The following is a 26242-nucleotide window of genomic DNA, read 5'->3' as shown; positions in this document are numbered from 1 at the left end:
GCCGGATGCCGCGTGGCGACGCTCGCCCGCGGCATCCGCATGCCTCGGCTCAGTACCGGTAGTGGTCGACCTTGTACGGCCCGTCGACCGGCACGCCGATGTACGCGGCCTGCTCGGGCGTGAGCACGGTGAGCTCGACGCCGAGCGCGTCGAGGTGCAGGCGCGCGACCTTCTCGTCGAGGTGCTTGGGCAGCACGTAGACGCCGATCGGGTACGCCTCGGGCCGCGTCCAGAGCTCGAGCTGCGCGAGCACCTGGTTGGCGAACGAGTTGGACATGACGAACGACGGGTGCCCGGTCGCGTTGCCGAGGTTCATGAGGCGGCCCTCGGAGAGCACGAGCACGCTGCGGCCGTTGGGCAGGCGCCACTCGTGCACCTGCGGCTTGATCTCGACCCGCTCGGCGCCCTCGAGCGACTCGAGGCCGGCCATGTCGATCTCGTTGTCGAAGTGGCCCACGTTGGCGACGATCGCGAGGTGCTTGAGGCCGAGCAGGTGCTCGACGCGCACGACGTCCTTGTTGCCGGTGCCCGTGACGAGGATGTCGACCTCGCCGATCACCGACTCGAGGCGCGACACCTGGTAGCCGTCCATCGCGGCCTGCAGCGCGTTGATGGGGTCGACCTCGGAGACGATGACGCGCGCACCCTGGCCGCGAAGCGCCTCGGCGGCGCCCTTGCCCACGTCGCCGTAACCGGCGACGAAGGCCACCTTGCCGCCCATGAGCACGTCGGTCGCCCGGTTCAGCCCGTCGGGCAGCGAGTGGCGGATGCCGTACTTGTTGTCGAACTTCGACTTCGTCACCGAGTCGTTGACGTTGATCGCGGGGAAGAGCAGCTCGCCGGCGGCGTGCAGCTCGTAGAGGCGGTGCACGCCCGTGGTGGTCTCCTCGGTGACGCCGCGGATCTCGGCGGCGATCCGCGTCCACCGGTCGGGCGAGAGCTCGATCGAGCGGCGGAGGGTGTCGAGCACGACCCGGTACTCGGCGCTCGCGGCGTCTCCTGCGGCCGGCACGGCCCCGGCGGCCTCGAACTCGCGGCCGCGGTGGACGAGGAGCGTGGCGTCGCCGCCGTCGTCGAGGATCATGTTCGGGCCGATCCAGTCGGCGCCGGCCGCCTCGGCCTCGGCCGACCAGTCGAAGATCCGGTCGGTGCACCACCAGTACTCCTCGAGCGTCTCGCCCTTCCAGGCGAACACGGGCACGCCCGACGGCGCGTCGACCGTGCCCTCGGGGCCGACGACGACCGCGGCGGCCGCCTCATCCTGCGTCGAGAAGATGTTGCAGCTCGCCCAGCGCACGTGCGCGCCGAGCGCCACGAGCGTCTCGATGAGCACCGCCGTCTGCACCGTCATGTGCAGGCTGCCCGCGATCCGCGCGCCCGCGAGCGGCTTGGCCTCGCCGAACTCGGCGCGCAGCGCCATGAGGCCCGGCATCTCGTTCTCGGCGAGGCGGAGCTGGTGGCGCCCCGACTCGGCGAGCGAGAGGTCGGCGACCTTGAAGGGCAGAGCGGATGTCGCGGTGGAGCCGGCGAGGGTCATGCCGTCCATTCTCGCATCCGGCCTCGGCGCCGGGCGCTAGGCCCGGATGAGGGCGAGCACCTCGTCGCGCACGGCCGCCATGGTCGCGGCATCCTCGCCCTCGACGTTCAGGCGCAGGAGCGGCTCGGTGTTCGACGGGCGCACGTTGAACCACCAGAAGGGCTCGTCGCCGGAGGTGATGCCGGTGGCGGTGAGGCCGTCGAGCTCGTCGAACTCCGCACGCCCGGCGAACGTCTCGACGATGCGCGTGTAGGCCGCCGGGACGTCCTCGACGGTGGAGTTGATCTCGCCCGAGAGCATGTACGGCGTGAACCGCGCGGCGAGCCGCGAGAGCGGCACGGGCTGCGAGCCGAACTCGGCGAGAACGTGCATCGCCGCGAGCATGCCGTTGTCGGCGCCCCAGAAGTCGCGGAAGTAGTAGTGCGCGGAGTGCTCGCCGCCGAAGACCGCTCCGGTCTCGGCCATCCGGTCCTTGATGAGCGAGTGGCCGACGCGCGTGCGGACGGCGATCGCCCCGGCCGCCTCGATCGTCTCGGGCACGAAGCGCGAGGTGATGAGGTTGTGGATCACGGTCGGCTCATCCTCGCCGAGCGCGCGCACGCGCGCGATCTCGCGCAGCGCGACGATCGCGGCGACCGCCGACGGGTCGACGGCCACGCCGCGCTCGTCGACGACGAAGCAGCGGTCGGCGTCGCCGTCGAACGCGAGGCCGAGGTCGGCGCCGTGCTCGACGACCGCACGCTGCAGGTCGACCAGGTTCGCAGGGTCGAGCGGGTTGGCCTCGTGGTTCGGGAAGGTGCCGTCGAGCTCGAAGTAGAGCGGGACGATCTCGAGCGGCAGGGCCGGCAGGCCGGCCGCCTCGCCGAGCACCGCGGGCACGGTGAGCCCGCCCATGCCGTTGCCGGCGTCGACGACGACCTTCAGCGGGCGGATGCCCGTGAGGTCGACCAGTGAGCGGAGGTGACGCGCGTAGTCGGCGAGCACGTCGGCGCGCTCGACCCGGCCCTGCTCGGCGACGGGCGGGATGCCCGCGTCGAGGAAGTCGCCCGCGCGCTCGCGGATGGCGGCGAGGCCGGTGTCGAGCGAGATGCCCTGCGCGCCCGCGCGCGAGAACTTGATGCCGTTGTAGGTCGCCGGGTTGTGGCTCGCGGTGAACATCGCCGCGGGGGCCTGCATCGAACCCGATGCGAAGTAGGTCTGGTCGGTCGAGCAGAGCCCGATCGCGACGACGTCGGCGCCGCGTGCCGTGGCACCGCGGGCGAACGCCTCGGCGAAGCCCGGCGAGGAGTCGCGCATGTCGTGGCCGACGACCATCCGCCCGGCGCCCGCACCGACCTCGTCGGCGAATGCCGCACCGAGCGCCTCGACGACCTCGTCGGTGAGCGCGTCCCCCACGATCCCCCGGACGTCGTAGGCCTTGACGATCGTTTCGAGGCGCGCGCGAGCGCCCGGAGAGGCGGGGGGATTCATGCGCTGAACCCTACCTCACCGAGGGTGACGTGCCGAATGATCTGCCAGCCGCGCGGCGCGGACGTTCGCTCGGCATGGCGCGCGCACAGGTCGTACGAATGGGGCTCGCGTGCGAAGGACAGCGGCCCGAGCACGGCCATCGAATCGGCGTAGTCGAACGTGAGCGTCGCGACCGCCTCAGCGGTGCATGCGGTGCGCGAACAACGTCTCATGGCCACCCCAGACTAGCGATGCGGGGCGCCGCTACAGTGGAGGTCATGCCCCGTTCTCGTCGTGTCGGCGCGACGCCCGCCTCGCCGAGGCGCCTCGCACGCGATCGCCACGGTCGGGGCATGCGCTCGGCCGTCACCGGACCGCACCTCGAACCGCTCCGGACCCGCGTCGAGGAGTTCGACGTGACGGTCGCCTCCACGGCCGCCTACCTGCGCGGCCTCTGGCCCGACCTCGCGGGCGTCACCTTCCAGGTCGCCGACGCGCCCGCCGAGGCGATCCACGACGATCACGTCGACCGCTGGAAGGTGTACCACGACGAGCGCCGCATCGTCTTCTACAGGCTGCCCATCGTGCGGTTCCTGCGCACGCAGGAGGGCGAGGAGAAGGACGAGAAGCTGCTCGTCGAGAGCTGCGTCTTCCGCGCGGTCGCCGACTTCCTCGGGCGCGATCCGTGGGAGCTCGCGCCCGGCCGCTACCGGCACTTCTGAGCCGTCGGGTCCCGGCGCCCTACTGCGGATAGACGCGCACGGGGGCGTCGAGCGGTCCCGGCGGGGAGACCGGCATCGACGAGAGCTCGGCGTCGCCGCTGAACGACACCGTCGCGTGCAGGCCCTCGACGCCCGTGAGCACGACGCGGGCGTCCGGTGCGAGGTCGACGGATGCCGCGCCGCCGGCGGGCACGGTGACCTCCCGCTCCGCGCCGTCGACCTGCACCGTGACCGTCGCGTCGCCGTCGCCGGGATTGGCGACGTGCAGGACGGGGTCGGGTCCGGGCGGGACCGCCACGGTCGCGCCGTCCAGGAGCGGAGCCGTCGACGTCGTCCACGAGAGGTCGGCGACGATCGCGTCCTCGCCGTCGCCGAGGACCGTGGCCCGCGCGGCGGCGACCACCGGCGCGTCGGCGGTCACGAGCACCGTGTACGAGCCGGGATCGACGGTGCCGAGCGGCACGTCGAGCGTGCGACCGGCGACCAGCTCGGCCTCGATGGCGGACTCGACCGCGCCGTCCTCGCCGATCAGCTCGATGGTCGCCACCGTGTCGAGGTCGGGTGCGAGGAGCCGGACCGCCGGATGGTCGTCGCCCTCCGCGTGATCCTCCTGCGGGGCGACCCCGCGGCGGTCCACGATGACGACGCCGGGGATGACCTGCGCCGTCGCGGGCGTCGCGGCGGGTCCGGAGAGCTCGACGCCGGCCGGTTCGAGGCCCAGCACGACCGAGTGCTGGAGGGCGGCCGCAACGGGTCCACCGGTGCTCGTGACGTGCACGACCGTCGACCGCACGTTCGGCGCCAGGCCGGCGAGTGAGATCACGCGCTGCGTGCCCGGCGGCACGACCACGCCGACCGCGCCGGGCGCGTCGATCGGGCCCGCCTCGCCGAGCACGCGAACGTCGACGGTCGAGGAGACCGCGCCCGGGTTGGCGATGAGGACGAGGCCCGAACGGCCGACGTCCGTCGCTCCGGCGACGAGCCACGACTCGGACGCCGGCTCGGTGCACGAGGCGGCCGCGAATCCGCGGATGGAGGTCGTGTCAGCCGCCTGCGACTGCGCGCCGGCGAGCAGGCCGGCATCCACCGCGCCGGGCTCGGCGGCGATCGAGATGGGACCGCCGTCGGTCGCGGACGCGGGATTGTCGGGCGCCTCGACGGGCGCCTGCTCGACGAGCGCGTCAGCCGGGTCGGCCGCGATGGCGACCGGGGCGGCGCCGAACGAGCTCGCCGTCGTGGCGTCGGCCGCGTCCTCGGCGAGTTCGAGCAGCGGTCCCGGGCAGACCCGGAGCTGACGGCTCTCCGCGGGCTGCACGACCACGGACGGCGCCTCGGCCTCCACGACGGGCAGCTGCGCCACGACGGCGGCGGCCACCACGCCGGCGGCGATCGCGACGGCGCCGACCACGGCCGCTCCGCGTCCGAGGCCGACGAGCAATTCACGCCTGATGCGCATCGCGGTCACCTCCGGTCGAGTCGGTGCCGACGCCGGCGTCGGCGGTGGATGTCGCGGGCTCCGGGGACGGCTCGGGATCCGGTCCCGTTCCGGGGCCCGGGTCGGGCACGTGTTCGGCCTCGATCGCCGGCTCCGGCTCGGGCGGTCGCCCCGAGTCCGGCTCGGCGGCGGACGCCTCCGCGTTCACCGGCACCGCCGCCGCAGCCGGAGCTGCGGGGGTGCGGCGCGGCCACCTCGGACGACGCCGCACGCGCTGCGACGGCGGGCGCCGATCGGGCTCGCGGCCGCCTCCGGTCGGGATCGACAGCAGCACCGCCGATCCGATCACGACCAGCTGGCCCGCGACGACCCATCCCGCCGCCGGATCCGCGGCCGGGATCTGTGCTCCCGGCGCGTCCGGCTGCGCGTCCACGAAGCGCCACAGCGGGCCGAACCCGGTGACGCCGGAGGGCGTCACCTGGGCATTGCCGTCGAGCGCGACCGTCGCCCGCTGCTCGACGGCGGCCGCTCCCGGGTCGTCATCGGCCGGCCCCAGCAGCACGTACGACAGGCCGAAACGCTCGACGGCGGCGGTCGCGTCGTATCCGCTGCGCGAGGCGAGGTTCCCCGCCAGGTCCGCGATCGCCTCGGTGGTGTCGGTGAGCTCGCGCTGCGTGGCCGCGAGCGTGGACTGGATGTCGAGCGTCGCGCCCGTGCCGCGCTCGATCGTGGCACGGAGGCCTCCGCCCGTCGTCGGGTCGATCCGCAGCGTGCCCACCCGCGGATCGGTCGCGGCCTCGGCCTCGACGAACGCGGGCAGGGTGCGTGCGGGAGCCGGTCCGACCGGCGTGCGCCCGAGCGCGAGGAGCACCAGCGCGGGCGCGACGGCGATGAGTGAGAAAACGGTCACCAGCGCCGCGACGACGGCCGCCCCGCGGCGGAGCCCGTCGAGGGCGAGCACGGCGGCACCGCCGAGGCCGAGCCACATGAGGCTGATGCCGGCCCCCGCCCAGAGCGGGATCGCCAGGTCGCCCGCGACCGCGACCGCGAGGCCGCTCGCGAGCACGGCGGTCGCGTAGCCCGCCGCGGCGATGCCGAGCGCGAGGAGTCCGGCGCGGAACCGCGGCGTCGCCACGACGGCGAGCGCGACGAGCAGGAGCGGGGCGAGCAGGACCGCGAGCACCAGGGGCAGGGGCACGATCTCGGCGAGCGCCCCCTCGAACAGGTCCTCCCACCGGGCCCAGCCGTCCGAGGACTGAGCGAGCGCGGCCTGGACCGGGGTCGGCGCGGCCGACCATTGCGGCACCCCGGGGTCGGCGAACACCGCGAGGGGCGTGCCGCGCATCCACTGCTGCACGAGGAGCGGCAGGAAGAGCGCGAGGGCCGGGATGGGGATGCCGACGAGGCGCACCGCGGCCCGCCGGCTGAGCGGCAGTGCGACGAGCCAGGCGAGGATGAGCGCCGGCGCGAGCGTCGGCGCGCAGGCGATGATCGCGGCGAACACGAGGGATGCGCCGGCCGCGGCCGCCCACGAGGCGCCCGCAGCGAACATCAGCACGACCAGCCAGGGCAGCAGGACATGCGCGAGCACGGGGCCGGGTCGGCCCTCTGCGAGCGCTTCGAGCAGCGGCGGTGCCGCGGCCCACAGGATGCCGCCGAGCACGCGCAGGGAGGCGCGCTCGGTCAGCCGGGACGCGGCGAACCATCCGCCCAGCGCGGAGATCGGGATGGCGACCAGCCACAGCGCGAGCAGTGCACCGGACGGATTCCAGAACGAGACGGAGCCGAGGACCGCGAGCACGCCGGTGAACGGATCGGCCGCGCCCATGAAGCCGCCGCCGATGTCGCGCCATCCGGCGGCGGCGTTGCGCCAGAGGCTCGCCACGTCGGGCGAGAGCGGCAGGAGGCCGCCTCCGACGATGCCGCCCCCCGCAGCGAGGGGAGCGAACAGCACGACCGACGCGACGATGCCCGCGAGCAGGACCCAGCCGCCGCCGGTCTGCAGGAAGCGCAGCTCGTCGGCCCGGCCCCGCGCGCGCTGGCGGCGTGCCTCAGCCGCCTGCTGCCGACGGAGCCGCACCTCGTCGGCGCGGATGCGCAGGGGTGCGAGCGCCGACCACTTGGTGGTTCGCGCGCCGGCGAGCTGCCGTCGGGCGCGGAGGACGCGCGGCGGCGTGACCATGGCCTCGACGGCGGCTCGGAACTCCCCCGGGATGCTCCCGGGCGACTTGACGAGCAGGTGCCGGACGGACCGGAGGACCGCGATGGGCAGCAGCGCGAGCCAGTGCAGCGGGGCCAGCACCGCCGGGGCGTACACGAGCCGACGGTGCAGCTGCGCGCCGCGTGCCTCGCGCGCACGCCGCCGTGCGGCCCGCCCGCCGCGAGCAGAACCCTGTCCCGCGGTGCCGCTGTCCGCGTAGCGGATTCGGGCTGCGGGCACGGCCACGACCCGGTGGCCGGCGAGTCGCGCCCGGACTCCCAGGTCGAGGCCGTCGTCGACGGTCGGCAGTGCGGGGTCCGAACCGCCGAGCCGGCGCCAGACGGCGTGCCGGACGAGCAGCCCGACGGGGTCGGCGCCGAGCACGTCGGAGAGGTCGTCGTGCTGGCCCTGGTCGAGCTCGTCGTCGACGACCGCGAGGCTGCGGCCGGATCGCGTCATCGACCGCCCGAACCGGAGGATGCGCGCTGGCACCTCCCAGTCCACGAGCTTGGGCACGGCGATCGCCGCCGATCGGGCCGTCGCGAGTTCGGCCATGAGCGCCTCGAGCGCACCGGGCTCGGGCGCGGCGTCCTCGGTGAGCAGCCAGATCGCCTCCTCGTCAGTCGACGGCGCGGGAAGCGTCGACTCGACGGCGCGCAGGGCCTCGCCGAAGGGCAGGACGGACTCCAGCTGGACGACATGCTCCGGCTCCGCCGCCTCGACGGCGGCCCGAGTCGCGTCGTCGCTGCGCATGAGCACGACGGCGAGGGCGTCGGCCGGGCGTCGCTGCGCGCGGAGGGCGGCGAGCGTCGCGGCGAGGCGGTCGCCGCCATGCTGCACGACGAGGACGGCGGTGACCTTAGGGAACATCGGGGACAGCATAGGCGGCGGTCCCAGCCCCATCGGTCATGTTGCGGGCGTGCCTCGAATCACGCCCGGCACCGCTCGGGCCTCGAGTCGGCTCAGCCGGCCTGGCGGCGCAGCTTGCGCCGCTCGCGCTCGGAGAGCCCGCCCCAGATGCCGAACCGCTCGTCGTTGGCGAGTGCGTACTCGAGGCACTCGGCGCGGACCTCGCAGCCCGTGCAGATGCGCTTGGCGTCGCGAGTGGAGCCGCCCTTCTCGGGGAAGAACGCCTCCGGATCGGTCTGCGCGCACAGCGCGTCGGTCTGCCACGCCAGCTGGTTGTCGTCGTCTGCGACCCCGCGAACCCCTGGAACGCCGAGCCGCACGGGGTCGACGAACCAATCCTCAGGTACCCCAGAACGATATTCAGGCCTGCTCATATCGTCTCCCACCCAGTTGTACCGACATCCCCGAGGGGTGTGTCATGAACAATTACATCGGTGTAATTCGGTGGAAGTCAAGTCGCGAATCGTAAACCCTCGATCGCCTGTCGAGGCTTCAGACGGGCCGCGACACGCTGACCGCGTGTCCGAGTCGTGATCACGGGTTGACGACGGATGCCGCGCGCCGGGCCGACCACGCGCTGGCGACCATCTCGGCCAGGCCGTGGCGCATGCGCCAGTCGAGGTCGCGCGCGGCCAGCTCGCCGGACGCGACGATGCGCGCCGGATCGCCCGCGCGCCGAGGAGCCGCCTCGGGTTCGAACGCGATCCCCGTGACGTTCGCGACCTCCCGCATGATCTCGCCGACCGAGACCCCGTCACCCGAGCCGAGGTTGTACACCGCCTCGATCGGATCGCCCGCGTCGAGGCGGCGCGCCGCGGCGACGTGCGCATCGGCGAGATCGGCGACGTGGATGTAGTCGCGCACGCACGTGCCGTCGGGAGTCGGGTAGTCGGTTCCGTTGATGCGGGGCGTGCGGCCGTCGAGGAGGGCATCGAACACCAGCGGGAACAGGTTGTGCGGGCTCGGGTCGTAGACATCGTCGGTGCCGGAGCCCACGACGTTGAAGTACCGCAGCGACGTGTGGCGCAGGCCCGTGGCACGGCCCTGGTCGGCGAGCAGCCATTCGCCCACGAGCTTGGACTCGCCGTAGGGCGACTCCGGGTGCTTGGGGGTCGCCTCGGTGACGAGGTCGACATCGGGCGTGCCGTACACGGCCGCGCTCGACGAGAAGACGATGCGGTCCACGCGGCGCGCCTCCATTGCGCCGAGCAGCGTGGCCGTGCCGGTGACGTTCTGCCGGTAGGTGTGCAGGGGCTGCTGCACCGAGACGCCCGCGTACTTGAAGCCCGCGAGGTGCACGACGCCGACGACGCCGTGCTCGTCCATGGCCCGCTCGAGCAGCGCGCCATCGAGGATCGATCCCTCGACGAAGGGCACGCCGCGGGGCACGAATCCGCGCTGTCCGGATGAGAGGTCGTCGACGACGACCGTGTCGATGCCCTGGGACCGGAACGCGCGCACGACGTGCGCTCCGATGTACCCGGCTCCCCCGGTGACCAGCCAGCTCATGTCCGCCTTCCGCCGCCGGTGCCTCCGGCGTCGTGACGATGCTAGCGGTCAGCCCCGAGGGGCGGATGGCGCGGCGTCAGGCCCGGCGCAGCGGCAGGTTCTCGACGTGCCGGTTGCGGTCGCGGATCTCGGGACGGCCGTAGCCGTCGGTGTCGAGCCGGAGCAGCGTCGCAACGACGCCCCACACGGCGAGGCCGGCGATGATCAGCATCACGATGGTGTCCATGGCAGTAATTATGCTCCTTGCAATATCCTGCCGGAAGTGGCAGACTCGCCATAGATCGACACATTCCTGCCAGCCTGCTGGCGGCAGCCACGGGAGGCCGACGTGCTCCAGACCATCGCCTGCATCGCCGTCCCGCAGATGGCGCCCTTCGAGTTCGGGGTCATCTGCGAGGTGTTCGGCATCGACCGCGCCGAGCACGGCGGCCCCACGTTCGACTTCCATGTTGTGGCCGCCGAACCGGGTCCCATCCCGACCAAGCTCGGGTTCGACATCGTCGTGCACGAGGGCCTCGCGGCCGCCGAGACGGCCGACCTCGTCGCCGTGCCCGCGTCCCTCATCGACGAGCCCGCGCATCCCGAGGTGCTCCGGGTCATCCGCGAGGCGGTCGATCGCGGCGCGTGGGTGCTCAGCGTCTGCTCGGGCGCGTTCACGCTCGGCCGGGCCGGCGTGCTCGCCGGCCGACGCGCCACCACGCACTGGATGTACACCGACCGACTCGCCGACGAGTTCCCCGACACCGAGGTCGACCCCGACGTCCTGTTCGTGCAGGACGGCAGGGTCGTCACCGGCGCCGGCACCGCCGCCGGCATCGACGCCGCGCTCCACATCGTCCGTACCGAGCTCGGCGCGAGCGCCGCCAACATCGTCGCGCGCCGCATGGTCGTGCCGCCCCAGCGCGACGGCGGCCAGTCCCAGTTCATCCAGACGCCCGTCGCCGAGGTCCGCACCGATTCGTTCGCGCGCGTCACCGAGTGGATGCTCGAGCACCTCGACGAGGACCTCACCGTCGACCGGCTCGCGCGCACCGCGCTCATGTCGCCGCGCACGTTCGCGCGCAAGTTCCGGGCCGAGACCGGTACGACGCCGAACGCCTGGCTCAACCGCCAGCGCCTGCTGCGGGCGCAGCAGCTGCTCGAGCAGACCGACCTCACGCTCGAGGAGATCGCACGCGAGACCGGCTTCGGCGCGGCCGCCGTGATGCGGCACCACTTCGTCAAGGTGCTGCAGACGACGCCGACGCAATACCGGCGGGTGTTCGGCCCGCGTCAGGTCGGCTGAGCGCCCGCGCGCGAGCCGCGTCGCACTAGCTTCGGATCGCGCCGGTCGTGGCGATCCACGCGACCCCGTCGCCGCGCACCTCGAGCATCCGCTCGTCGGGCGAGGCGAACACCGCCTCACCGCGCTCGACCCGGACGCCGCCTCCGGCGCCCGTCACGTCGACGGCGCCCCCTTCGGCGATCACGATCGCCGGTCCGCCGAGGGGCAGGCGCGCCGCATCCGTCGCCTTCTCGACGCGGAACAGCGTGAAGTCGGCCACGGGCGGGCGATACTCGACCACGCCGGGCGACACTTGCACGGCGGGCAGCACCGGAGGCGGGATCGGGGTGAAGTCGAGCACCTCGAGCAGTTCCGCGACATCGACGTGCTTGGACGTCAGGCCGCCCCGCAGCACGTTGTCGCTCGCGGTCATGAGCTCGATGCCCAGGCCGTCGAGGTAGGCGTGGATGTTGCCCGCGTCGAGGAACAGCGCCTCGCCGCGACGGAGCGTGACGCGGTTCAGCAGGAGCGAGATCACGATCCCCGGGTCGCCCGGGTACTCCGACGCCAACTGTCCGACCGTGCGGAACGACGCGGCGAACGGCGACATGAGCGCGATCTCGGAGGCCGCCAGCTCGGTCACCCGCTCGACGACCCACGCGGCCTCGCCGGTGTCGCCGCCGCGGCCGTCCTGCAGCAGCCAGGCCACGGCGTCACGCAGGGGCTCGGCGGTCTCGAGCCGGGCGGCGAGGAGGTCGAGCGCCCCGGACTGGGGTTCGTCGGACGCCACGTCGGCGGCGCGCAGGACCCGCAGGATCCCGGCGACCTCCTCGAGCGGGCGGAAGCCGGAGAGCGCCTCGAACGCGTCGCTCAGCGCGACGATCAGCTCGGGCTTGGCGAACGGATCGCGGTAGTTGCGATCGAACGCGTCGAGCGGCACGCCCTCGGCCTCCTCGCGCGCGAATCCCGCGCGAGCCTGTTCCGGATCGGGGTGCGCCTGCAGCGAGAGCGGCCGCCCGGCCGCGAGCAGCTTGAGCAGGAACGGCAGCCGGGACCCCTCACGCGCCAGGTCGGGCCCGAGTGCTGCGGCCGGGTTCCCCGACACGAGCTCGGCGAGGTCGGCGGCGCCGACGGATGCCGCGTCCACCACGTGCGCGGGCGATCCCGCGTGCGCGCCGAGCCACAGCTCGGCCTCGGGCCCGCCGCTCGGTTGCACTCCTCGGAACTCCGCGATCGCCGTGTGGGATCCCCACGCATAGTCGCGGGGATGATTGCGGATGGCGACAAACATGCGGGACCGCGTCCTTTCTCGGTTTGGCTCCAAACTACCAACGGCTGCGGATCGTCGATGGGCCGTGCCTAGGCTCGGCGCGTCCACGAGGAGGAAGGTCCGACATGTCCTACGAGCCGCTCGCGAGCGACTTCTATTCGTACGGGTCGCTGCTGACGGAACGCGAGCAGGAGGCGCTCGCCGCCCTCCGCGCCTGGCTCGAGCGCGACGTCCGGCCCATCGTCAACGACCACTGGGAGCGTGCCGAGTTCCCGATGGAGGTCGTGAAGCCCCTCGCCGAGCTCGGCGTCCTCTCCTACGCCTGGGACGAGACCGCGCCGTTCGAGAACTCGGCGGTGTTCCGCGGATTCGTGGCGCTCGAGCTGGCCCGCGTCGACGCCTCCGTCGGAACGTTCGTCGGCGTGCAGAACGGCCTCGCCATCGGCTCGGTCGCCACGGCGGGCTCGGACGCGCAGCGCCGCGAGTGGATCCCGCGGCTCGCGTCGGGCGAGGTCATCGGCGCGTTCGGCCTGACCGAGCCGCTGTCCGGATCCGACTCCGCGCGCGGCCTCAGGACGACGGCGCGACGCGAGGGCGACACGTGGATCCTCAACGGGCAGAAGCGGTGGATCGGCAACGCCACGTTCTCGGACGTCACGATCATCTGGGCGAAGGACGAGGCCGACGGCCAGGTCAAGGGCTTCATCGTGCCGACCTCCACGCCCGGCTACTCGGCCACGAAGATCCAGGGCAAGGTCAGCCTCCGGATGGTGCAGAACGCCGATATCACGCTGACCGACGTCGCCGTGCCCGAGGAGCTGCGACTGCAGGAGGCGCACTCGTTCCGCGCCACGTCCGCGGTGCTCCGCCAGACCCGGGCCGAGGTCGCGTGGTCGGCGGTCGGCACCGCGATCGGCGCCTACGAGGGCGCGGTTCGCTACGCCCGCGAGCGCGAGCAGTTCGGGCGGCCGATCGGGTCGCACCAGCTCATCCAGGACCTCCTCGTGCGATGCCTCGGCAACATCACGGCGTCGCTCGGCATGGTCGTCCGCGTCTCCGAGATGCTCGACCGGGGCGAGCAGCGCGACGAGCACTCGGCCCTCGCGAAGGCGTATGCCACGGCGCGCATGCGCGAGACCGTCGGCTGGGCCCGCGAGGCGTGCGGCGGCAACGGGATCGTGCTCGACTACGACGTCGCCCGGTTCTTCGCCGATGCCGAGGCCCTCTACTCGTACGAGGGCACGCGCGAGATGAACACCCTCATCGTGGGCCGCGCGATCACGGGGCACGCAGCGTTCGCCTGAACCGCCCTGCCAGCGCCGCCTACGAGCGGCCGAGGCCGCGGTAGGCGAAGCCGGCCGCGCGCCACGCGGACGGGTCGAGCACGTTCCGCGCGTCGACGATCCGCGGAACGGCCATCAGTTCGGCGACCGCCGCCGGCTCGAGGTCGCGATACTCGCGCCACTCCGTGACGAGCAGCGCCAGGTCGGCGTCGCGCAGCGCCTCCCGAGCCGAGGCGACGTAGTCGAGCTGCGGATGGCGCAGCCGCGCGTTGTCGATGCCGTACGGGTCGGTCGCGCGAACCCGGGCACCCAGCCCGTGCAGCCGGGCGGCCACGTCGAGGGCGGGCGAGTCGCGCGTGTCGTCGGAGTCGGGCTTGAACGTGAGCCCCAGCACCGCGATGCGGCGCTCGAAGACCGAGCCGCCGAGCAACTCGATCGCGACGTCGACCGCGCGCTCGCGCCGGCGGAGGTTGATCGCGTCGACCTGGCGGAGGAATGCGACCGACTCGGCCCGGCCGAGTTCCTCGGCCCGCGCGGCGAACGCGCGGATGTCCTTGGGCAGGCATCCGCCGCCGAATCCGATCCCGGCGTTGAGGAACCGCCGGCCGATGCGGGCGTCGTGGCCGATCGCATCGGCGAGCGTCGTGACATCCGCCCCCGTCGCCTCGGCGATCTCGGCCATCGCGTTGATGAAGCTGATCTTCGTCGCGAGGAACGCGTTCGCGGCCGTCTTGACGAGCTCGGCGGTCGCGAAGTCGGTCACGATGCGCGGCGTGCCGCGCTCGAGGATGTCGGCGTAGACGCGGTCGAGCAGCTCGGTCGCACGCTCGTCGTCGACGCCGTAGACGAGTCGGTCGGGGGCGAGGGTGTCGGCGACGGCGAAGCCCTCGCGCAGGAACTCGGGGTTCCACGCGAGCAGCGCGGTCGAGCCCGCCTTCCGCAGTCGTGCGACCAACTCGGCTGCCGTGCCGACCGGCACGGTGCTCTTGCCGACGAGGAGCGACCCGGGTGCGGCCACGCCCGCGAGCGCGTCGAACGCCCCGTCGACGAACCTGAGGTCGGCGCCGTCGGCCCCGGGCAGCTGCGGCGTGCCGACCGCCACGAAGTGCACCTCGGCGTCGGCCGCGTCGGCGATGTCGGTCGTAAAGCGCAGCCGGCCCGACCGCACGCCCTCGCCGAGCAACTCCTCGAGGCCGGGCTCGAAGAACGGCGCCTCGCCCGCCGTCAGCTTCGCGACCTTGTCGGCGTCGGTGTCGACGCCGACCACGTCGTGCCCGAGATCCGCCATGGCCGCGGCGTGCACCGCGCCCAGGTATCCGCATCCGATGACCGAGATCCTCATCGCACTCCCTTCGAACCGCCCAGCCCATTCTGGCCGACGGAGGGCGGGTCGCGCCGCGATAGCCTTGTGCGCATGACCACGGGACGGCGGCACGCGCTCGAGGGCGCGTTCGCGACGTTCGCGTTGTTCACCGCGTTCGCCGGGCAGTTCTGGCGCAACCTGCTCGGCTGGTGGGGCTTCGGGGCCATCGTGGTGCTGATCGTGATCGGCGCCGCCTGGCTGTGGTGGTCGGCACGACCGCGGCTCGCGTGGCGTCGGGTCCCCAAGTCGACGCTCGCCTTCGTCCTCATCGCGTCGGCGTCGATCACCTGGTCGTTCTACCCGGCCGCGACCGCGCTCGGCCTCGGCATCATGCTGGCGACCGCGTTCATCGCGCTGTCGCTCACGCTGTCGCTCGGCTGGCACGGCTTCCTGCGCGCACTCGGCGGGGCGTTGAAGTGGCTGCTCGCGCTCTCGCTGCTGTTCGAGCTCTGGGTCGCGCTGTTCGTGCGCGAGCCCCTGCTGCCGCTCGTCCCCGACTTCGACCCAAACGCGGGCAAGCTCCCGATGGCCTTCTATTGGTCCCGGGCGCTCCTGTTCGAGGGCGGCCCCATCGAGGGCATCGTGGCGAGCCGCAACCTGCTCGCCATGGCCGCCCTGCTGGCGATCATCCTGTTCGGCGCCCTGCTCGCGAGCGGCGGCATGCGACGCGCCCAGGGCATCGGATGGCTCGTCGCCGCCGGTCTCGTGTTCGTGCTGACGCGCTCGGCGACCGTGATCCTCGTCGGCGTCGTGGTCGCGGTCGCGCTCGCGTTCGCGCTGTGGGCCCGGCGCGTCGGACCGCATCGGCGACGCGGCGTGTACGCGGCCGCCGCGGCCGCGTTCGTGGCATCCGTCACCCTCCTCCTGGTTTTCTGGAATGCGCTGCTCGACGTCTTCGGGAAGGGCGAGGACCTCACCGGCCGCCTCGACATCTGGGACGCCGTCATCGGGCTGGCCACCGAGCGCCCCTGGTTCGGCTGGGGCTGGGTCGGGTACTGGAACCCGTTCGTCGAGCCCTTCGACGGCCTCGCCGTGCGGAAGGGCGTCGAGTACCTGCAGGCGCACAACGCCTGGCTCGACGTCTGGATGCAGCTCGGCCTCGTCGGGCTCATCGCCTTCGCGTCGATCGTGATCGGCGCGCTCTGGCGATCCTGGTTCCTCGCCGTCGACCCGCCGATGGACGAGCAGGGCGGCCGGCTGCCGTTCTCCGCGGCCGCGCTCATCCCGCTGCTCGCCCTCGTCGCGCTGATCGGGCAGTCCCTCGCCGAGAGCCGCATCCTGATCGAGTCGGGGTGGCTGCTGCTGCTCGCGATCGCCTGGGGCACCAAGCAACGGCAGTGGGCGCCCGAGGCCCTCCCGCCCATGCCGCCGACCCGGTGGCCCCGCCGGTTCGCGCGCCCGCAGGTGCGTCCGTGAGGTCGGCGCTGCGCGAATTCGCCGGTTCGGCGCGCTTCGCCCAGTCGCTGACCCTCATCGCGATCGGACTCGCGTTCTCGACGCATGCCATCCGGTCGATGGTCGGCTGGCCGGGGCTCCTCGCCGCGCTCGCGACGCTGATCGTGCTGTGCGGACTCTCGCTCGTCGCCCGGTGGCGCGCGGTCGAGTGGTACGGCATCCTGCCGCTCACGATCCTCGTGTTCGTCGGCTGGGCCGCCGCGTCGGTGATCTGGAGCAACGCGCCCGTCGCCACGCTGCTGCGGGTCGGCTACCTCATCGCCTTCGGCATGCTCGGGCTGTACGTGGCGCTGATGCGCGACACGATCCAGATCGTCCGGGCGTTCGGCGATGTGTTCCGGGTGCTGCTGGCGGTGTCCCTCGCGCTCGAGGTGCTCTCCGGCATCCTGCTCGACCTCCCGATCGCCTTCCTCGGCATCCAGGGCGACATCGCCTCGCTCGGCCCCATCCAGGGCATCTTCGGCTCGCGCAACCTGCTCGGCTTCGTCGCGCTCATCGCGCTGCTGACCTTCATCATCGAGTGGCGCACGCGCAGCGTGCAGCGCGGGCGTGCGATCGCCTCCATCGTGCTGGCCTCGATCGCGCTCGTGCTGGCGGGCTCGCCCGTCACGTGGATCGCGCTCGGGGCCTCGCTCGTCGCGCTCGCCGCGCTGTACGGCCTGCGCCGCGCCCCCGAGCACGACCGGTGGCGGTGGCAGCTCGCGCTGCTCGTCACGGGCGTCGTCACGCTCGTCACCGCCTGGGTCCTGCGCGTCCGCATCATCGAGCTGCTCGACGCGCGCGGCGAGTTCGCCGTGCGGCTCGACGTGTGGCGCGAGGTCTCACGGTACCTGGCCGCGAATCCGCTCCAGGGCTGGGGCTGGGTGGGCCGCTGGCCCGACGCCGCGCCCTACGTCTGGATCGAGCGTGCGATCGGCCGCGAGCTCGGCTCGGCCCTCAGCGCCTGGATCGACGCGTACTTCCAGGTCGGGGTGATCGGCATGCTGCTCTTCGCCGCGCTCGTCGGCGTCGCCCTCGTGCGCTCGTGGCTGCTCGCCTCGAACCGGCGGAGCGTCGTGTACCTGTGGCCGGCGCTGGTGCTCGTCGCGATCACCGTGACGAGCTTCGCCGAGAGCTTCGCGCTGCAGGAGGGCGGCTGGATGCTCGTCGTCGTGTGCGCGGTGAAGGCGGCGCGCGACATGAGCTGGCGCGATGCGCTGGCCGCCGCGCGCGCCGCGGAGTGACCCCCAGGGGTGAGCTCCCGCCCTGCTGACATGGGGCAGAATGAGGCGGATCAGCGCATGCCGACGGGCGCGCTGCCCGGACCCGGAGGAGGACGCATGCGCAGGGGCGTCATCGCGCGCGCACTCGGCGGATACGGCCTCTCGGTCGTGCTGAGCGGCATCGTGAGCCTGCTCGTCATCCCCGCCGTCATCATCGCGGCCGGCACCGAGTCGTGGGCGACGATCGCGGTGGCCCAGGCCGTCGCGGGGTTCGCGTTCGTGCTCGCGGTGTACGGCTGGGGCGTGGTGGGCCCGACCGAGGTCGCGTCGCGTCCGGTCGAGGAACGCGGCTCCTACTTCGCCGACTCGGTGCTCAGCCGCGTGTGGCTCAGCATTGTCGTGGTGCCCGTGGCCGTCGTGGTGGCCATCGCCATCACCCCGCAGCAGGCGCTGCTGGCCGCGCTCACGACCATCAGCGGCATCCTGGTCGCCCTCGGCGCCGGATGGTTCTACGTCGGCGAGCGCAGTCCCATCAGGTTCCTCCTGCTCGACACCGCACCGCGCCTCATCGGCACGCTGGCCGGCGCCGCGGCGGTGATCGCCACGCGCGACGCGGTGTGGTTCGCCGCCCTGCAGCTCGCGGGCGTCGCGATCTCCGCGCTCATCTGCACGGTCGACATCCTGCGCCGGTACCGCGGCTGGCACCCGACGCTCTCGCCGGTCCGCGCGGTGCGCAACCTGCGGGGGCAGGGCCACACGGTCGCGATGTCGGCGACGTCGTCGGTGTACGTCAACGTGCCGATCGTGCTGGTCGAGCTGTTCGTGCCGGCAGCGACGGCCGTGTACGCGCTGGCCGAGCGGATGGTGCGACTCGCGCTGTACGCGACCAGGCCGGTCGTCCAGGTCGCGCAGGGCTGGGTCCCCCATCCCGAGCCCGACGTCCTCGTGGCGCGTGCGCGCCGCGTGACGGCGATCGCGCTGCTCCTCGGTGCCCTCGGCGGACTCGCCTACGCCCTGCTGTCGCCGTGGGCCGGCGGCATCCTCTCGGGCGGCGAGCTGACCATCGACTGGGACCTGGCGATCCCCATGGGCGTGAACCTCGCCGCCATCCTCGCGTCGCAGCTCACCGGCTTCGCGTGCCTCACGGCGCTCGGGATGTCGCGCGTGCTGTCGACGAGCACGATCGCCGGCGCAGTGGTCGGCACCGCGCTCATGATCCCCCTGCTGCTGCTCATCGGCGCACCGGGCGTCGCGTGGGGCCTCGCGGCGGCCGAGCTCGCAGTGCTCGGCGTCCAGCTCTGGAAGCTCGTGCCCAGACTGCGTCCGGCGGTCGCGGTAGGCTCGTAGCGGCCGGCCGTCGCCGGCCCATCGACTTCCCCGGAGAGCAAACCAGTGACCTCGACCTGGACCGAACTGCAGCGCGTCGTCTTCCCGCAGGACGGCGACCCCGACGTCCTCCCGCTCTACGTCGACGCCGACGTGTGGGCCCGCTTCGGCACGCGCGAGGTGCGCGTGAGCGACCGCGCCCACATCGACGACGTCCTCGGCCGCGACCGATTCCGCGTAGCGTCCGGCGAGCGCATGTCGTTCGCCGGCTACTTCAACGCGTTCCCGGCCTCGTACTGGCAGCACTGGACCGTCGTCGATCGCGTGCGCCTGCGCGCGACGACGAGCGGCTCGGGCACGCTGCTCGTCTACCGCTCGACCGCGCAGGGCGTTCCGCAGCGGGTGGCCTCCGAGTCGTTCTCGGGCGACGCCGCGGTCACGCTCGTCGACCTGCCCGTCACCACGTTCGGCGACGGCGGATGGTACTGGTTCGACATCGTCGCGGGCCGCGGCGACGTGGTGCTCTCCGATGCCGCGTGGGAGACCGACGTGGCACCGGTCCGCGACGGCCGCGCCTCGATCGGCATCACGACCATGAACAAGCCCGACTACTGCGTGCGCACCCTCGACGCCCTCGCGACCGACGCAACGGTCGGCGACGTGCTCGACCGCGTCTACGTGGTCGACCAGGGCACGCAGCTGGTCCGCGAGCGCGAGGAGTACCCCGCGCTCGCGGAGCGGCTCGGCGAGCGGCTCGAAGTCATCGAGCAGGCGAACCTCGGCGGTTCGGGCGGCTTCGCCCGGTCGATGCTCGAGACGCTCGAGGCGGGCGCGAGCGAGTTCGTGATCCTGCTCGACGACGACGTGACCATCGAGCCCGAGAGCATCGTGCGCGCGGTGCGGTTCGCGCGCTATGCCACGCAGCCCGTGCTCGTGGGCGGCCACATGTTCGACCTGCTCGACCGTCCCGTGATGCACGCGTTCGCCGAGACCATGGACATGCACCCATTCATGTGGCACGCGCAGCCGCACGACGAGGTCCCGCACGACTTCCGCTTCTCCAACCTCCGGCAGACGCGCTGGATGCACGCCCGCATGGACGCGGACTACAACGGCTGGTGGTTCTGCCTCATCCCCGTCGCCGCACTGCGCGCGGCCGGGCTCGCGTTGCCGGCGTTCATCAAGTGGGATGACGCGGAGTACTGCCTGCGCGCCCGTGCGCACGGCTTCCCCACGGTCACCCTGCCGGGCGCCGCGCTCTGGCACGTGTCCTGGCTCGACAAGGACGACGCGATCGACTGGCAGGCGTACTTCCACGCGCGCAACCGGTTCGTCGCGGCGCTGCTGCACTCGCCGTTCGACGACGGCGGCAAGCTCGCCGAAGACAGCTGGCGGTGGGATCTCCGCCACCTGCTGTCGATGCAGTACTACCCCGTCACGCTGCGGCACCGCGCGCTGAAGGACATCCTGCGCGGTCCCGACCACATGCAGGCCGAGCTCGGCTCGATCCTCGGCGACCTCCGCGCCGAGGCGAAGCGGTACCCCGAGAAGACGGTGCTGAAGACCGACGAGGAGGTCCCGGCGACGGTCGACGGCAAGAAGGTCTTCCCGCTCGGACCCGACGGCAAGCCCGGCAAGGGACCGCGCGGCATCCCGCTGGTGCTCTTCACCGCCCGGATGACGGCGCGCCAGTGGTTCACGAAACCGAGCCAGCGGAACGTCGCCGCGCCCCAGGTCGAGCTCGCCAAGCGCGATGCGACGTGGTTCCGACTGCCCGTCTACGACAGCGCACTCGTCTCGACCGCCGACGGCACGGGCAAGGTGCGCTACACGCGCGACCCGCGCACGTTCCGCCGCCTGGTCCGGCAGAGCCGGCGCCTGCACCGCGAGCTGAAGCGTCGCTGGCCCGAACTGTCGAAGCAGTACCGCGAGGCCCTGCCCGAGATCACCTCGCCCGAGGCGTGGCGCCGCACGTTCGAGCGCTGAGCGGTACTCAGCGAGAGGCGCATCAGGCGCCGAAGCGGACCAGCGCCGACGCGATCGTGAACCGCAACGGCGCCTCGCTGCGGATCGCGTCGCGCAGCCGTCGCGGCAGCAGGGCGCCCGGGCGGGCGCGCGAGCGACGAGCCGACGCCGCATCGAGGAGCGCCCGGGTCGAGGCGCCGGGCATGCAGGCGAGTTCGATCACCTGTCGGTCGAGCCGCGACAGCAACCGCTCGGCCCTCGGCGCGGCGCGGCGGCACCGTTCGATCGCGGTGACGAGCTCCTGCCGGTCCTCGTCGCGCCACTGCGACTCGAGGGGTCGGTTCGCGACCCAGCCGAGCACGTTCACGCGGTAGAGCTTGACGACCACCGAGTCCCGTTCGCGCGGGCCCAGCGCACGGAACTGTGGCGACGTGAAGAGACTGTCGAGGATCGCGGCGTCGGTCGCGAGCGGCCGGACGGACGTGGACGCGCGGCTCGGCGCATCCGAGTGGATGAGGTAGGCCGGACCACGCCGATCGAACGCGATGCGTGCGCCGGAGTACCAGAGCGCGGTCACGTACTCGATGTCCTCACCCGCGGCGAACCCCGCGGGGAACCGCATCGCGCCGAATCGCGCCCGGGACACGAGACCGAGGGGCGCACTGCGGTAGGCGAGCCGGTCGCGCACGCCGTCGAGCCCGGTGCGCCGCAGCGGCCGCGCGGGCGGCGTCGGCACGCGGGGTCCGCCCGCGATGCGCAGGCTCGGCAGCACGAGCTCGGCTCGGCTGCGCCGGGCGAGCGCGAGCCACGAATCGATCGCGCCGGGCTCGAGCTCGTCGTCGGACCCCATGATCGAGACGAACTCGGCGGTCGCCGCCTCGAGTCCGAGGTTGAACGGGCCGGATGGACTCCGGATGCCGTCCGTGAGGTCGAGGAACCGCAGGCGCGCGTCATCCGCGAACGCCGCGAGGCGCGCCCGCACGGCCATGGCGTCGGTGTTGTGGGAGACCACCGTGACTCGGATCGGGCTGCGAGTGCCGCTCAACGCCGAGCCGACGGCTCGCTCGATCTGCCGCTTCGGATCGTGGACGGCGATCACGAGGTCGACGTCGTATTCCGGCACAGAGGCGACGCTAGCAGGATTCACGGCCAGCACCGTCTAGACTGCCCTTCCGTGGCGACCCCCGCAATCGACGAGCGCGCCGCGGTTCCCGCGGCGCGCTTCAGCGACCCCGCGGTCCGGCGGCCGCGGCTCGACTCCCTGACCGGCCTGCGCTGGTGGGCGGCGTTCGCCGTGTTCCTGCACCACATGTCCAACCTCGCGCCGCTGCCGATCGAGGGCGTGCTGCGCTACGGCGCCTACGGCGTCACGTTCTTCTTCGTGCTCTCAGGCTTCGTTCTCACGTGGTCGGCTCGTCCCGGAACGCCCGCGACCACGTTCTGGTGGCGGCGCTTCGCGCGGATCTACCCCTCGCACCTCGTGGCGCTGCTGCTCGCGATCCCCGTGTTCTACAGCTTCGCCCCGGATCCCGCCGACTGGTGGGTCAAGCCGTTCGACATCGGCATCCTGCTGCTCTCGGTCGTGCTGCTGCAGGGCTGGTCGCGCGATCCGGTCGTGCTGTTCTCGGGCAACCCGGCCGCGTGGACGCTGACGTGCGAGGCGTTCTTCTACGCTCTGCATCCGGCACTGCACCGCGCGTTCGTGTCGCTCCGCGTCCGCGGCGCGCTCATCGCGACGGTCGGCGTGTTCGCGCTGGCGCTCGCCTACCGCATCGCCGTGGTGCTCATGCCCGGATCCTGGCTCGCCGCCCTGCCGCTCCCGGTCGTGCGTCTCTCGGAGTTCGTCATCGGCATCGGCATCGCGCAGGCCATGATCGCCGGATGGGCCGTCCGCATCCCGCCCATCGCGTGCTACCTCGGCGGAGCCGGGCTGATCCTCGCCATCGTGCTCGCGCCGCGCATCGCCGAGCCGGGGAACCCCGCGGCGTGGTTCCTGGCCACGTCGAACGAGTGGATCATCATGCTCTGCGCGCTCACGATCGCCGCGGTCGCCTGGCGAGACGTCCTCGGACGGTTCTCAGTCCTGCGCTCCCGCGTGCTGGTCCGCCTCGGCGAGTGGTCCTACGCGTTCTACCTCGTGCACGCGACGGTGATCTACGCGGTGCTGGCCTTCATCGGACCGTTCGCGCCGTCGTGGGTCAACCTGGGCTGGTACGCGCTGCTGCTCGTGGGCTCCCTCGCCGCCGCGGCAGCGTTGCACCACCTCGTCGAGAAGCCGTTCGAGCGCCGCCTTCGCGCGTGGTGGGACGCCCGCGCGGCGCGCCGCGCGGAAGCGCGGACGGCGGCATCCGCTCCCGCGCTCGTCGAGAGCTGACCGCTCAGGCGTCCACGCCGAGGAACGACGCGGAGGCGCGTGCCGAGGCGCGTCCGTCGTGCACCTCGCGCGCGAACGCCGCACCGTCCGACGCGACGCCGCGGAACCGGCCCGGATCGGCGACGATCGCGCGGATGACACCGGCGACCTCGGACGCGGACGATTCGACGATGGGCAGGTCGCGTCCGTACGTCGTCCGCACGACCTCGCGGACCGACGCGTCGACATTGCCCACGACGACGCGGCCGGAGGCCATGGCCTCGCACGCGGCGACGCCGTAGTCGCCGAGGCGGAACTGGTCGAGCACGATGTCGGCGTCGCGGAAGATGCCCGGCACCTCGGCCGAGGGCACGCCCTCGACCCGGCGGTACTCGATGAGTCCCTCGTCGTGCAACTCGCGCACCGAGGGCTCGATGAGGTCGGACCCCTTGACGACCGCCTTGCTCGGCAGATGGACGACCACCGGCCGGGCGCGCTCGAGCGGCGTGGGGCCGCCCGCCCAACGCTCCACGTCCACCACCACCGGGAGCCAGACGGCCTCCGGGACGTCGGCCAACATGCCCGGCGTGGACGCGAAGATCGGGACGCGCGCCTCGTCGAGGAGCGCACGGTTCCGTTCCGCCTCGGCCTCGAGCACGGGCGAGAGCGACCACTCGCGGTAGGGCGAGTCGGGGTGCGCGGCGATGTGCCGCACGGGGCTGCGCATGTCGCTGCCGTGGGTGAGCATGGCCACTCCGACTCCCGCGGCCTGCAGGTCCCGGATCTCGTCGAGCACGCGCTCGTCGTAGGCCTGGCCGAAGAGGTGCCGGCCCGCCTCGAGGATGACGTGCGTGAATCGGGAGCTCACCGCGGCGCGATGGCGCCGCTGCCAGGATCCCGAGAGCAGGTAGACCGACGCGGGCACCTCGATGTCGATCGGGAAGCCGTAGCCGGACGTCGCCGAGTAGGCCATCGAGACCGCCGAGACGCCGGGCAGGTTGCGCTCCAGCGCCCGAGCCCACTGCCACCCCTGGCCGGCGAAGTTCACCGGTCCGACGAACACGCGGACCGGCGCATCCGTGCGCGGTTCCGGGGTCGGAACCGACCACGGGTCGAACCGCAATCGACCCGGCAATCCGACCGAGAGCAGTCGATCGGGCACGTGCCTCAGCGTGCGGATGCCGAGCGCCTGGAGCCCCGAGGGCAGCATCAGGCGAGCCCGGCGAGCGCCGCCTGGACCCGGAAGTCGGGCACGCGGTCGACGAGCTCGGCGAACGTGCCCTGCGCGACGATCCGGCCGTCGTTGAGGTAGCACAGCAGGTCGTTGTCGCGCACCGTCGAGAGGCGATGGGCCACCGACACCACGGTCACCTTGCCCTGGAGGTCGCGGATGGCCCGCGAGACATCCGCCTCGGTCTTCGTGTCGAGGGCGCTGGTCGCCTCGTCGAGCACGAGGACGAGCGGCTCGCTGTAGAGCGCGCGAGCGATGCCGAGCCGCTGGCGCTGCCCGCCCGACAGGGAGATGCCGGCGTCGCCGATGAGCGAGTCCATGCCGCCGGGCCGCGCCTCGATGGCGGGCCACAGCTGCGCCCGCTCCAGCGCGCGACGGACGCGGTCGTAGTCGATCTCGCCCTCCCAGGACAGGGCGACGTTCTGGGCGACGGAGCCGTTGAACAGTGCGACCTGCTGGGGCACGTAGCCGACCCGGTCGCGCCAGGCCGCGAGCACGCGCTCGAGCGGCATCCCGTCGACCTCGATACTGCCCTGCGACGGCGAGATGAGGCCGAGCAGGATGTCGACGATGGTGGACTTGCCCGCACCGGACGGCCCCACCAGGCCGACGGTCGAACCCATCGGGATATCGAGATCGATGCCGTCGACGGCCGGACGGTCGGACTCGGGGTAGCTGAACGACACATCGTGCAGCACGAGTCGCCGGGGCTCGCCGCGCAGCGGCTCGTGGCCGATCTCCTCGGCCCGGCGCAGGTGCTCCTGGGCGTCCTCGACGTCGCCGACGACCATCTCGACGTGCGGGGCGTTCGCCTGGGCGTTCGTGAGCAGGCCCTGGAACGAGATGATCGACGGCACGATGCGGAACCCGGCGACGCCGAACAGCGCAACCGCCGCGATCGCCTCGGGCAGGCCGCCGATGAGGTAGGCCGCCCCGCCGACGATCACGAACCCGCCGACGAGCGCGCCGTCGAGCACGAACTTCGGCACGGCGCCGAGGAAGTAGAGGTTCGCGCGGGCGCGCGTCGACGAGATCCGGTGACGGTGGACGTTCGCGGCGACCTCGGCCGCCTTGTTCCGCAGCGTGATCTCCTTCAGGGCGTTGACCATGTCGGTCATGATCGAGGCGGCGCGGATCGAGTAGTCGCGGTTGACGCGACCGGCCTGCACGGCGCGGCGCCCGACCCAGCGGTAGAGCAGCAGGGCGATCAGGCCGAGGTAGACGAGGGTGATGAACGCGGTCAGCGGCGCCGCGACCAGCACGACGACGAAGACGGCCACGAACGTCGTGAGGAGCGACGGGAGCGTGATGACCGGGAGGAGGAACCCCGTCGTGGTCGTCGCGACCCCGACGTCGACGAGGCGCACGAGCTGCGACGTGCTGCGCGTGATGCGCTCCACCCACGGTGCGCGGATGTAGGCGTCGAAGAGCCGGTCGCCCACGGTGAGCTCGTACTCGGCGAACTTGCGGGTCGCGAACCACTGCAGGAGGACGTTCAGGCCCGACTTGAGGATGATCAGCAGCGACACAACGAGGAGGACCCAGACGTAGCCGTCGGTGCCGACCTCGCCGATGATCGGGAACGGGATCGGCGCGTACTGGACCATCGACCCGAGCGCGAGCGCCAGGATGCCGAGTGCCACGATGTCGATGAGGGCGAGCGCGCTGGAGAGCACCACGAACCACCACAGGAATGCGCGTTCCTCGGGCGGCAGGATGGGCAGCAGGCGGCGCAAGGTCCGCCAGATGAGCTTCACGGAACCAGATTC

21 protein-coding genes are annotated in these 26242 nt (G+C 72.6%); 8 read left to right on the top strand and 13 right to left on the bottom strand.

Annotation, left to right across the window (positions count from 1 at the left end; all coding sequences use genetic code 11):
- Nucleotides 1-49 precede the first annotated feature (49 nt).
- Genes ahcY through ACFQ58_RS12745 form a run of 3 tightly spaced genes read right to left on the bottom strand, consistent with a single transcriptional unit; the run spans nt 50 to nt 3219 of the window.
- Nucleotides 50-1537: an adenosylhomocysteinase gene (gene ahcY / locus ACFQ58_RS12755; RefSeq protein WP_376951496.1), complete on the bottom strand. Its 1488-nt coding sequence runs from the start codon at nt 1535-1537 to the stop codon at nt 50-52.
- Nucleotides 1538-1573: 36 nt separating this feature from the next.
- The gene (locus ACFQ58_RS12750) at nt 1574-3007 is read right to left on the bottom strand and encodes a phosphomannomutase/phosphoglucomutase (RefSeq protein WP_376951495.1); all 1434 of its coding nucleotides are present in this window, start codon (nt 3005-3007) and stop codon (nt 1574-1576) included.
- The gene (locus ACFQ58_RS12745; RefSeq protein WP_376951494.1) at nt 3004-3219 is read right to left on the bottom strand and encodes a DUF3499 family protein; all 216 of its coding nucleotides are present in this window, start codon (nt 3217-3219) and stop codon (nt 3004-3006) included. The genes ACFQ58_RS12750 and ACFQ58_RS12745 overlap by 4 nt, the downstream gene beginning before the upstream one ends.
- 120 nt (nt 3220-3339) lie before the next feature.
- Here ACFQ58_RS12745 and ACFQ58_RS12740 point away from each other — a divergent pair, with 120 nt between their 5' ends.
- Nucleotides 3340-3708: a metallopeptidase family protein gene (locus ACFQ58_RS12740; RefSeq protein ID WP_376951493.1), complete on the top strand. Its 369-nt coding sequence runs from the start codon at nt 3340-3342 to the stop codon at nt 3706-3708.
- A 19-nt stretch (nt 3709-3727) separates the two neighbouring features.
- Here ACFQ58_RS12740 and ACFQ58_RS12735 read toward each other — a convergent pair whose 3' ends face one another.
- The 5 genes from ACFQ58_RS12735 to ACFQ58_RS12715 form a co-directional block, all read right to left on the bottom strand.
- Nucleotides 3728-5164 (bottom strand): DUF5719 family protein, encoded by a 1437-nt coding sequence (locus ACFQ58_RS12735; protein ID WP_376951492.1) that lies wholly within the window; start codon nt 5162-5164, stop codon nt 3728-3730.
- Nucleotides 5148-8213, bottom strand: coding sequence for a glycosyltransferase (locus tag ACFQ58_RS12730; RefSeq protein ID WP_376951491.1), 3066 nt, complete (start codon nt 8211-8213; stop codon nt 5148-5150). Before ACFQ58_RS12730 ends, ACFQ58_RS12735 begins: the two co-directional genes overlap by 17 nt.
- A gap of 92 nt (nt 8214-8305) precedes the next feature.
- Nucleotides 8306-8626: a WhiB family transcriptional regulator gene (locus ACFQ58_RS12725; RefSeq protein ID WP_376951490.1), complete on the bottom strand. Its 321-nt coding sequence runs from the start codon at nt 8624-8626 to the stop codon at nt 8306-8308.
- A gap of 160 nt (nt 8627-8786) precedes the next feature.
- On the bottom strand, nt 8787-9761 hold the full coding sequence (gene galE / locus ACFQ58_RS12720) for a UDP-glucose 4-epimerase GalE (protein ID WP_376951489.1): 975 nt from the start codon (nt 9759-9761) through the stop codon (nt 8787-8789).
- Between the two features lie 76 nt (nt 9762-9837).
- The gene (locus ACFQ58_RS12715) at nt 9838-9987 is read right to left on the bottom strand and encodes a hypothetical protein (protein WP_376951487.1); all 150 of its coding nucleotides are present in this window, start codon (nt 9985-9987) and stop codon (nt 9838-9840) included.
- A gap of 102 nt (nt 9988-10089) precedes the next feature.
- Between ACFQ58_RS12715 and ACFQ58_RS12710 the strand changes: the two genes are divergently transcribed.
- The gene (locus tag ACFQ58_RS12710) at nt 10090-11046 is read left to right on the top strand and encodes a GlxA family transcriptional regulator (protein ID WP_376951486.1); all 957 of its coding nucleotides are present in this window, start codon (nt 10090-10092) and stop codon (nt 11044-11046) included.
- Between the two features lie 25 nt (nt 11047-11071).
- On the opposite strand, the gene manA is transcribed toward ACFQ58_RS12710, so the two are convergent.
- Entirely contained in the window at nt 11072-12316 is a 1245-nt protein-coding gene (gene manA / locus ACFQ58_RS12705; RefSeq protein ID WP_376951485.1) for a mannose-6-phosphate isomerase, class I, read from the bottom strand.
- 104 nt (nt 12317-12420) lie between these two features.
- On the opposite strand from manA, the gene ACFQ58_RS12700 reads away from it, so the two are divergent.
- A complete protein-coding gene (locus ACFQ58_RS12700; protein WP_376951484.1) occupies nt 12421-13599 on the top strand; it encodes an acyl-CoA dehydrogenase family protein in 1179 nt (392 codons plus the stop codon).
- A 19-nt stretch (nt 13600-13618) separates the two neighbouring features.
- Here the strand turns inward: ACFQ58_RS12700 and ACFQ58_RS12695 are convergent, their stop codons facing one another.
- Complete coding sequence (locus ACFQ58_RS12695) at nt 13619-14920, bottom strand: UDP-glucose dehydrogenase family protein (protein ID WP_376951483.1); 1302 nt, start codon at nt 14918-14920, stop codon at nt 13619-13621.
- Between the two features lie 72 nt (nt 14921-14992).
- On the opposite strand from ACFQ58_RS12695, the gene ACFQ58_RS12690 reads away from it, so the two are divergent.
- The 4 genes from ACFQ58_RS12690 (at nt 14993) to ACFQ58_RS12675 (ending at nt 20910) form a co-directional block, all read left to right on the top strand.
- The gene (locus ACFQ58_RS12690; protein WP_376951482.1) at nt 14993-16357 is read left to right on the top strand and encodes an O-antigen ligase family protein; all 1365 of its coding nucleotides are present in this window, start codon (nt 14993-14995) and stop codon (nt 16355-16357) included.
- Nucleotides 16354-17619 (top strand): O-antigen ligase family protein, encoded by a 1266-nt coding sequence (locus ACFQ58_RS12685; protein ID WP_376951481.1) that lies wholly within the window; start codon nt 16354-16356, stop codon nt 17617-17619. Before ACFQ58_RS12690 ends, ACFQ58_RS12685 begins: the two co-directional genes overlap by 4 nt.
- Before the next feature lie 96 nt (nt 17620-17715).
- Nucleotides 17716-18945, top strand: coding sequence for a lipopolysaccharide biosynthesis protein (locus tag ACFQ58_RS12680; protein ID WP_376951480.1), 1230 nt, complete (start codon nt 17716-17718; stop codon nt 18943-18945).
- A gap of 45 nt (nt 18946-18990) precedes the next feature.
- On the top strand, nt 18991-20910 hold the full coding sequence (locus ACFQ58_RS12675; RefSeq protein ID WP_376951479.1) for a glycosyltransferase: 1920 nt from the start codon (nt 18991-18993) through the stop codon (nt 20908-20910).
- Nucleotides 20911-20932: 22 nt separating this feature from the next.
- Here ACFQ58_RS12675 and ACFQ58_RS12670 read toward each other — a convergent pair whose 3' ends face one another.
- Nucleotides 20933-22012: a glycosyltransferase family 2 protein gene (locus ACFQ58_RS12670; protein ID WP_376951478.1), complete on the bottom strand. Its 1080-nt coding sequence runs from the start codon at nt 22010-22012 to the stop codon at nt 20933-20935.
- A 51-nt stretch (nt 22013-22063) separates the two neighbouring features.
- On the opposite strand from ACFQ58_RS12670, the gene ACFQ58_RS12665 reads away from it, so the two are divergent.
- Entirely contained in the window at nt 22064-23263 is a 1200-nt protein-coding gene (locus ACFQ58_RS12665) for an acyltransferase family protein (RefSeq protein WP_376951477.1), read from the top strand.
- A 4-nt stretch (nt 23264-23267) separates the two neighbouring features.
- Here the strand turns inward: ACFQ58_RS12665 and ACFQ58_RS12660 are convergent, their stop codons facing one another.
- Both ACFQ58_RS12660 and ACFQ58_RS12655 read right to left on the bottom strand, forming a co-directional pair.
- Nucleotides 23268-24452 carry a hypothetical protein gene (locus ACFQ58_RS12660; protein WP_376951476.1) on the bottom strand — a complete coding sequence of 395 codons (1185 nt, stop codon included), beginning with the start codon at nt 24450-24452 and terminating at the stop codon, nt 23268-23270.
- Nucleotides 24452-26230, bottom strand: a complete 1779-nt coding sequence (locus tag ACFQ58_RS12655; protein ID WP_376951475.1) for an ABC transporter ATP-binding protein — start codon at nt 26228-26230, stop codon at nt 24452-24454. Before ACFQ58_RS12655 ends, ACFQ58_RS12660 begins: the two co-directional genes overlap by 1 nt.
- Between the last annotated feature and the right edge of the window lie 12 nt (nt 26231-26242).

The sequence above is a fragment of the Agromyces sp. NPDC056523 genome (assembly GCF_042794545.1).
Classification (GTDB): Bacteria; Actinomycetota; Actinomycetes; order Actinomycetales; family Microbacteriaceae; genus Agromyces.
Note: the sequence above shows the minus strand (reverse complement) of the source record. Positions and strands in the feature narration are given on the sequence as shown.

Coding starts and splice junctions, on each gene's coding strand:
- ahcY (WP_376951496.1), bottom strand. CDS start 1,537: ATGACCCTCGCCGGCTCCACCGCGACATCCGCTCTGCCCTTCAAGGTC.
- ACFQ58_RS12750 (WP_376951495.1), bottom strand. CDS start 3,007: ATGAATCCCCCCGCCTCTCCGGGCGCTCGCGCGCGCCTCGAAACGATC.
- ACFQ58_RS12745 (WP_376951494.1), bottom strand. CDS start 3,219: ATGAGACGTTGTTCGCGCACCGCATGCACCGCTGAGGCGGTCGCGACG.
- ACFQ58_RS12740 (WP_376951493.1), top strand. CDS start 3,340: ATGCGCTCGGCCGTCACCGGACCGCACCTCGAACCGCTCCGGACCCGC.
- ACFQ58_RS12735 (WP_376951492.1), bottom strand. CDS start 5,164: ATGCGCATCAGGCGTGAATTGCTCGTCGGCCTCGGACGCGGAGCGGCC.
- ACFQ58_RS12730 (WP_376951491.1), bottom strand. CDS start 8,213: ATGTTCCCTAAGGTCACCGCCGTCCTCGTCGTGCAGCATGGCGGCGAC.
- ACFQ58_RS12725 (WP_376951490.1), bottom strand. CDS start 8,626: ATGAGCAGGCCTGAATATCGTTCTGGGGTACCTGAGGATTGGTTCGTC.
- galE (WP_376951489.1), bottom strand. CDS start 9,761: ATGAGCTGGCTGGTCACCGGGGGAGCCGGGTACATCGGAGCGCACGTC.
- ACFQ58_RS12715 (WP_376951487.1), bottom strand. CDS start 9,987: ATGGACACCATCGTGATGCTGATCATCGCCGGCCTCGCCGTGTGGGGC.
- manA (WP_376951485.1), bottom strand. CDS start 12,316: ATGTTTGTCGCCATCCGCAATCATCCCCGCGACTATGCGTGGGGATCC.
- ACFQ58_RS12700 (WP_376951484.1), top strand. CDS start 12,421: ATGTCCTACGAGCCGCTCGCGAGCGACTTCTATTCGTACGGGTCGCTG.
- ACFQ58_RS12695 (WP_376951483.1), bottom strand. CDS start 14,920: ATGAGGATCTCGGTCATCGGATGCGGATACCTGGGCGCGGTGCACGCC.
- ACFQ58_RS12690 (WP_376951482.1), top strand. CDS start 14,993: ATGACCACGGGACGGCGGCACGCGCTCGAGGGCGCGTTCGCGACGTTC.
- ACFQ58_RS12680 (WP_376951480.1), top strand. CDS start 17,716: ATGCGCAGGGGCGTCATCGCGCGCGCACTCGGCGGATACGGCCTCTCG.
- ACFQ58_RS12660 (WP_376951476.1), bottom strand. CDS start 24,452: ATGCTGCCCTCGGGGCTCCAGGCGCTCGGCATCCGCACGCTGAGGCAC.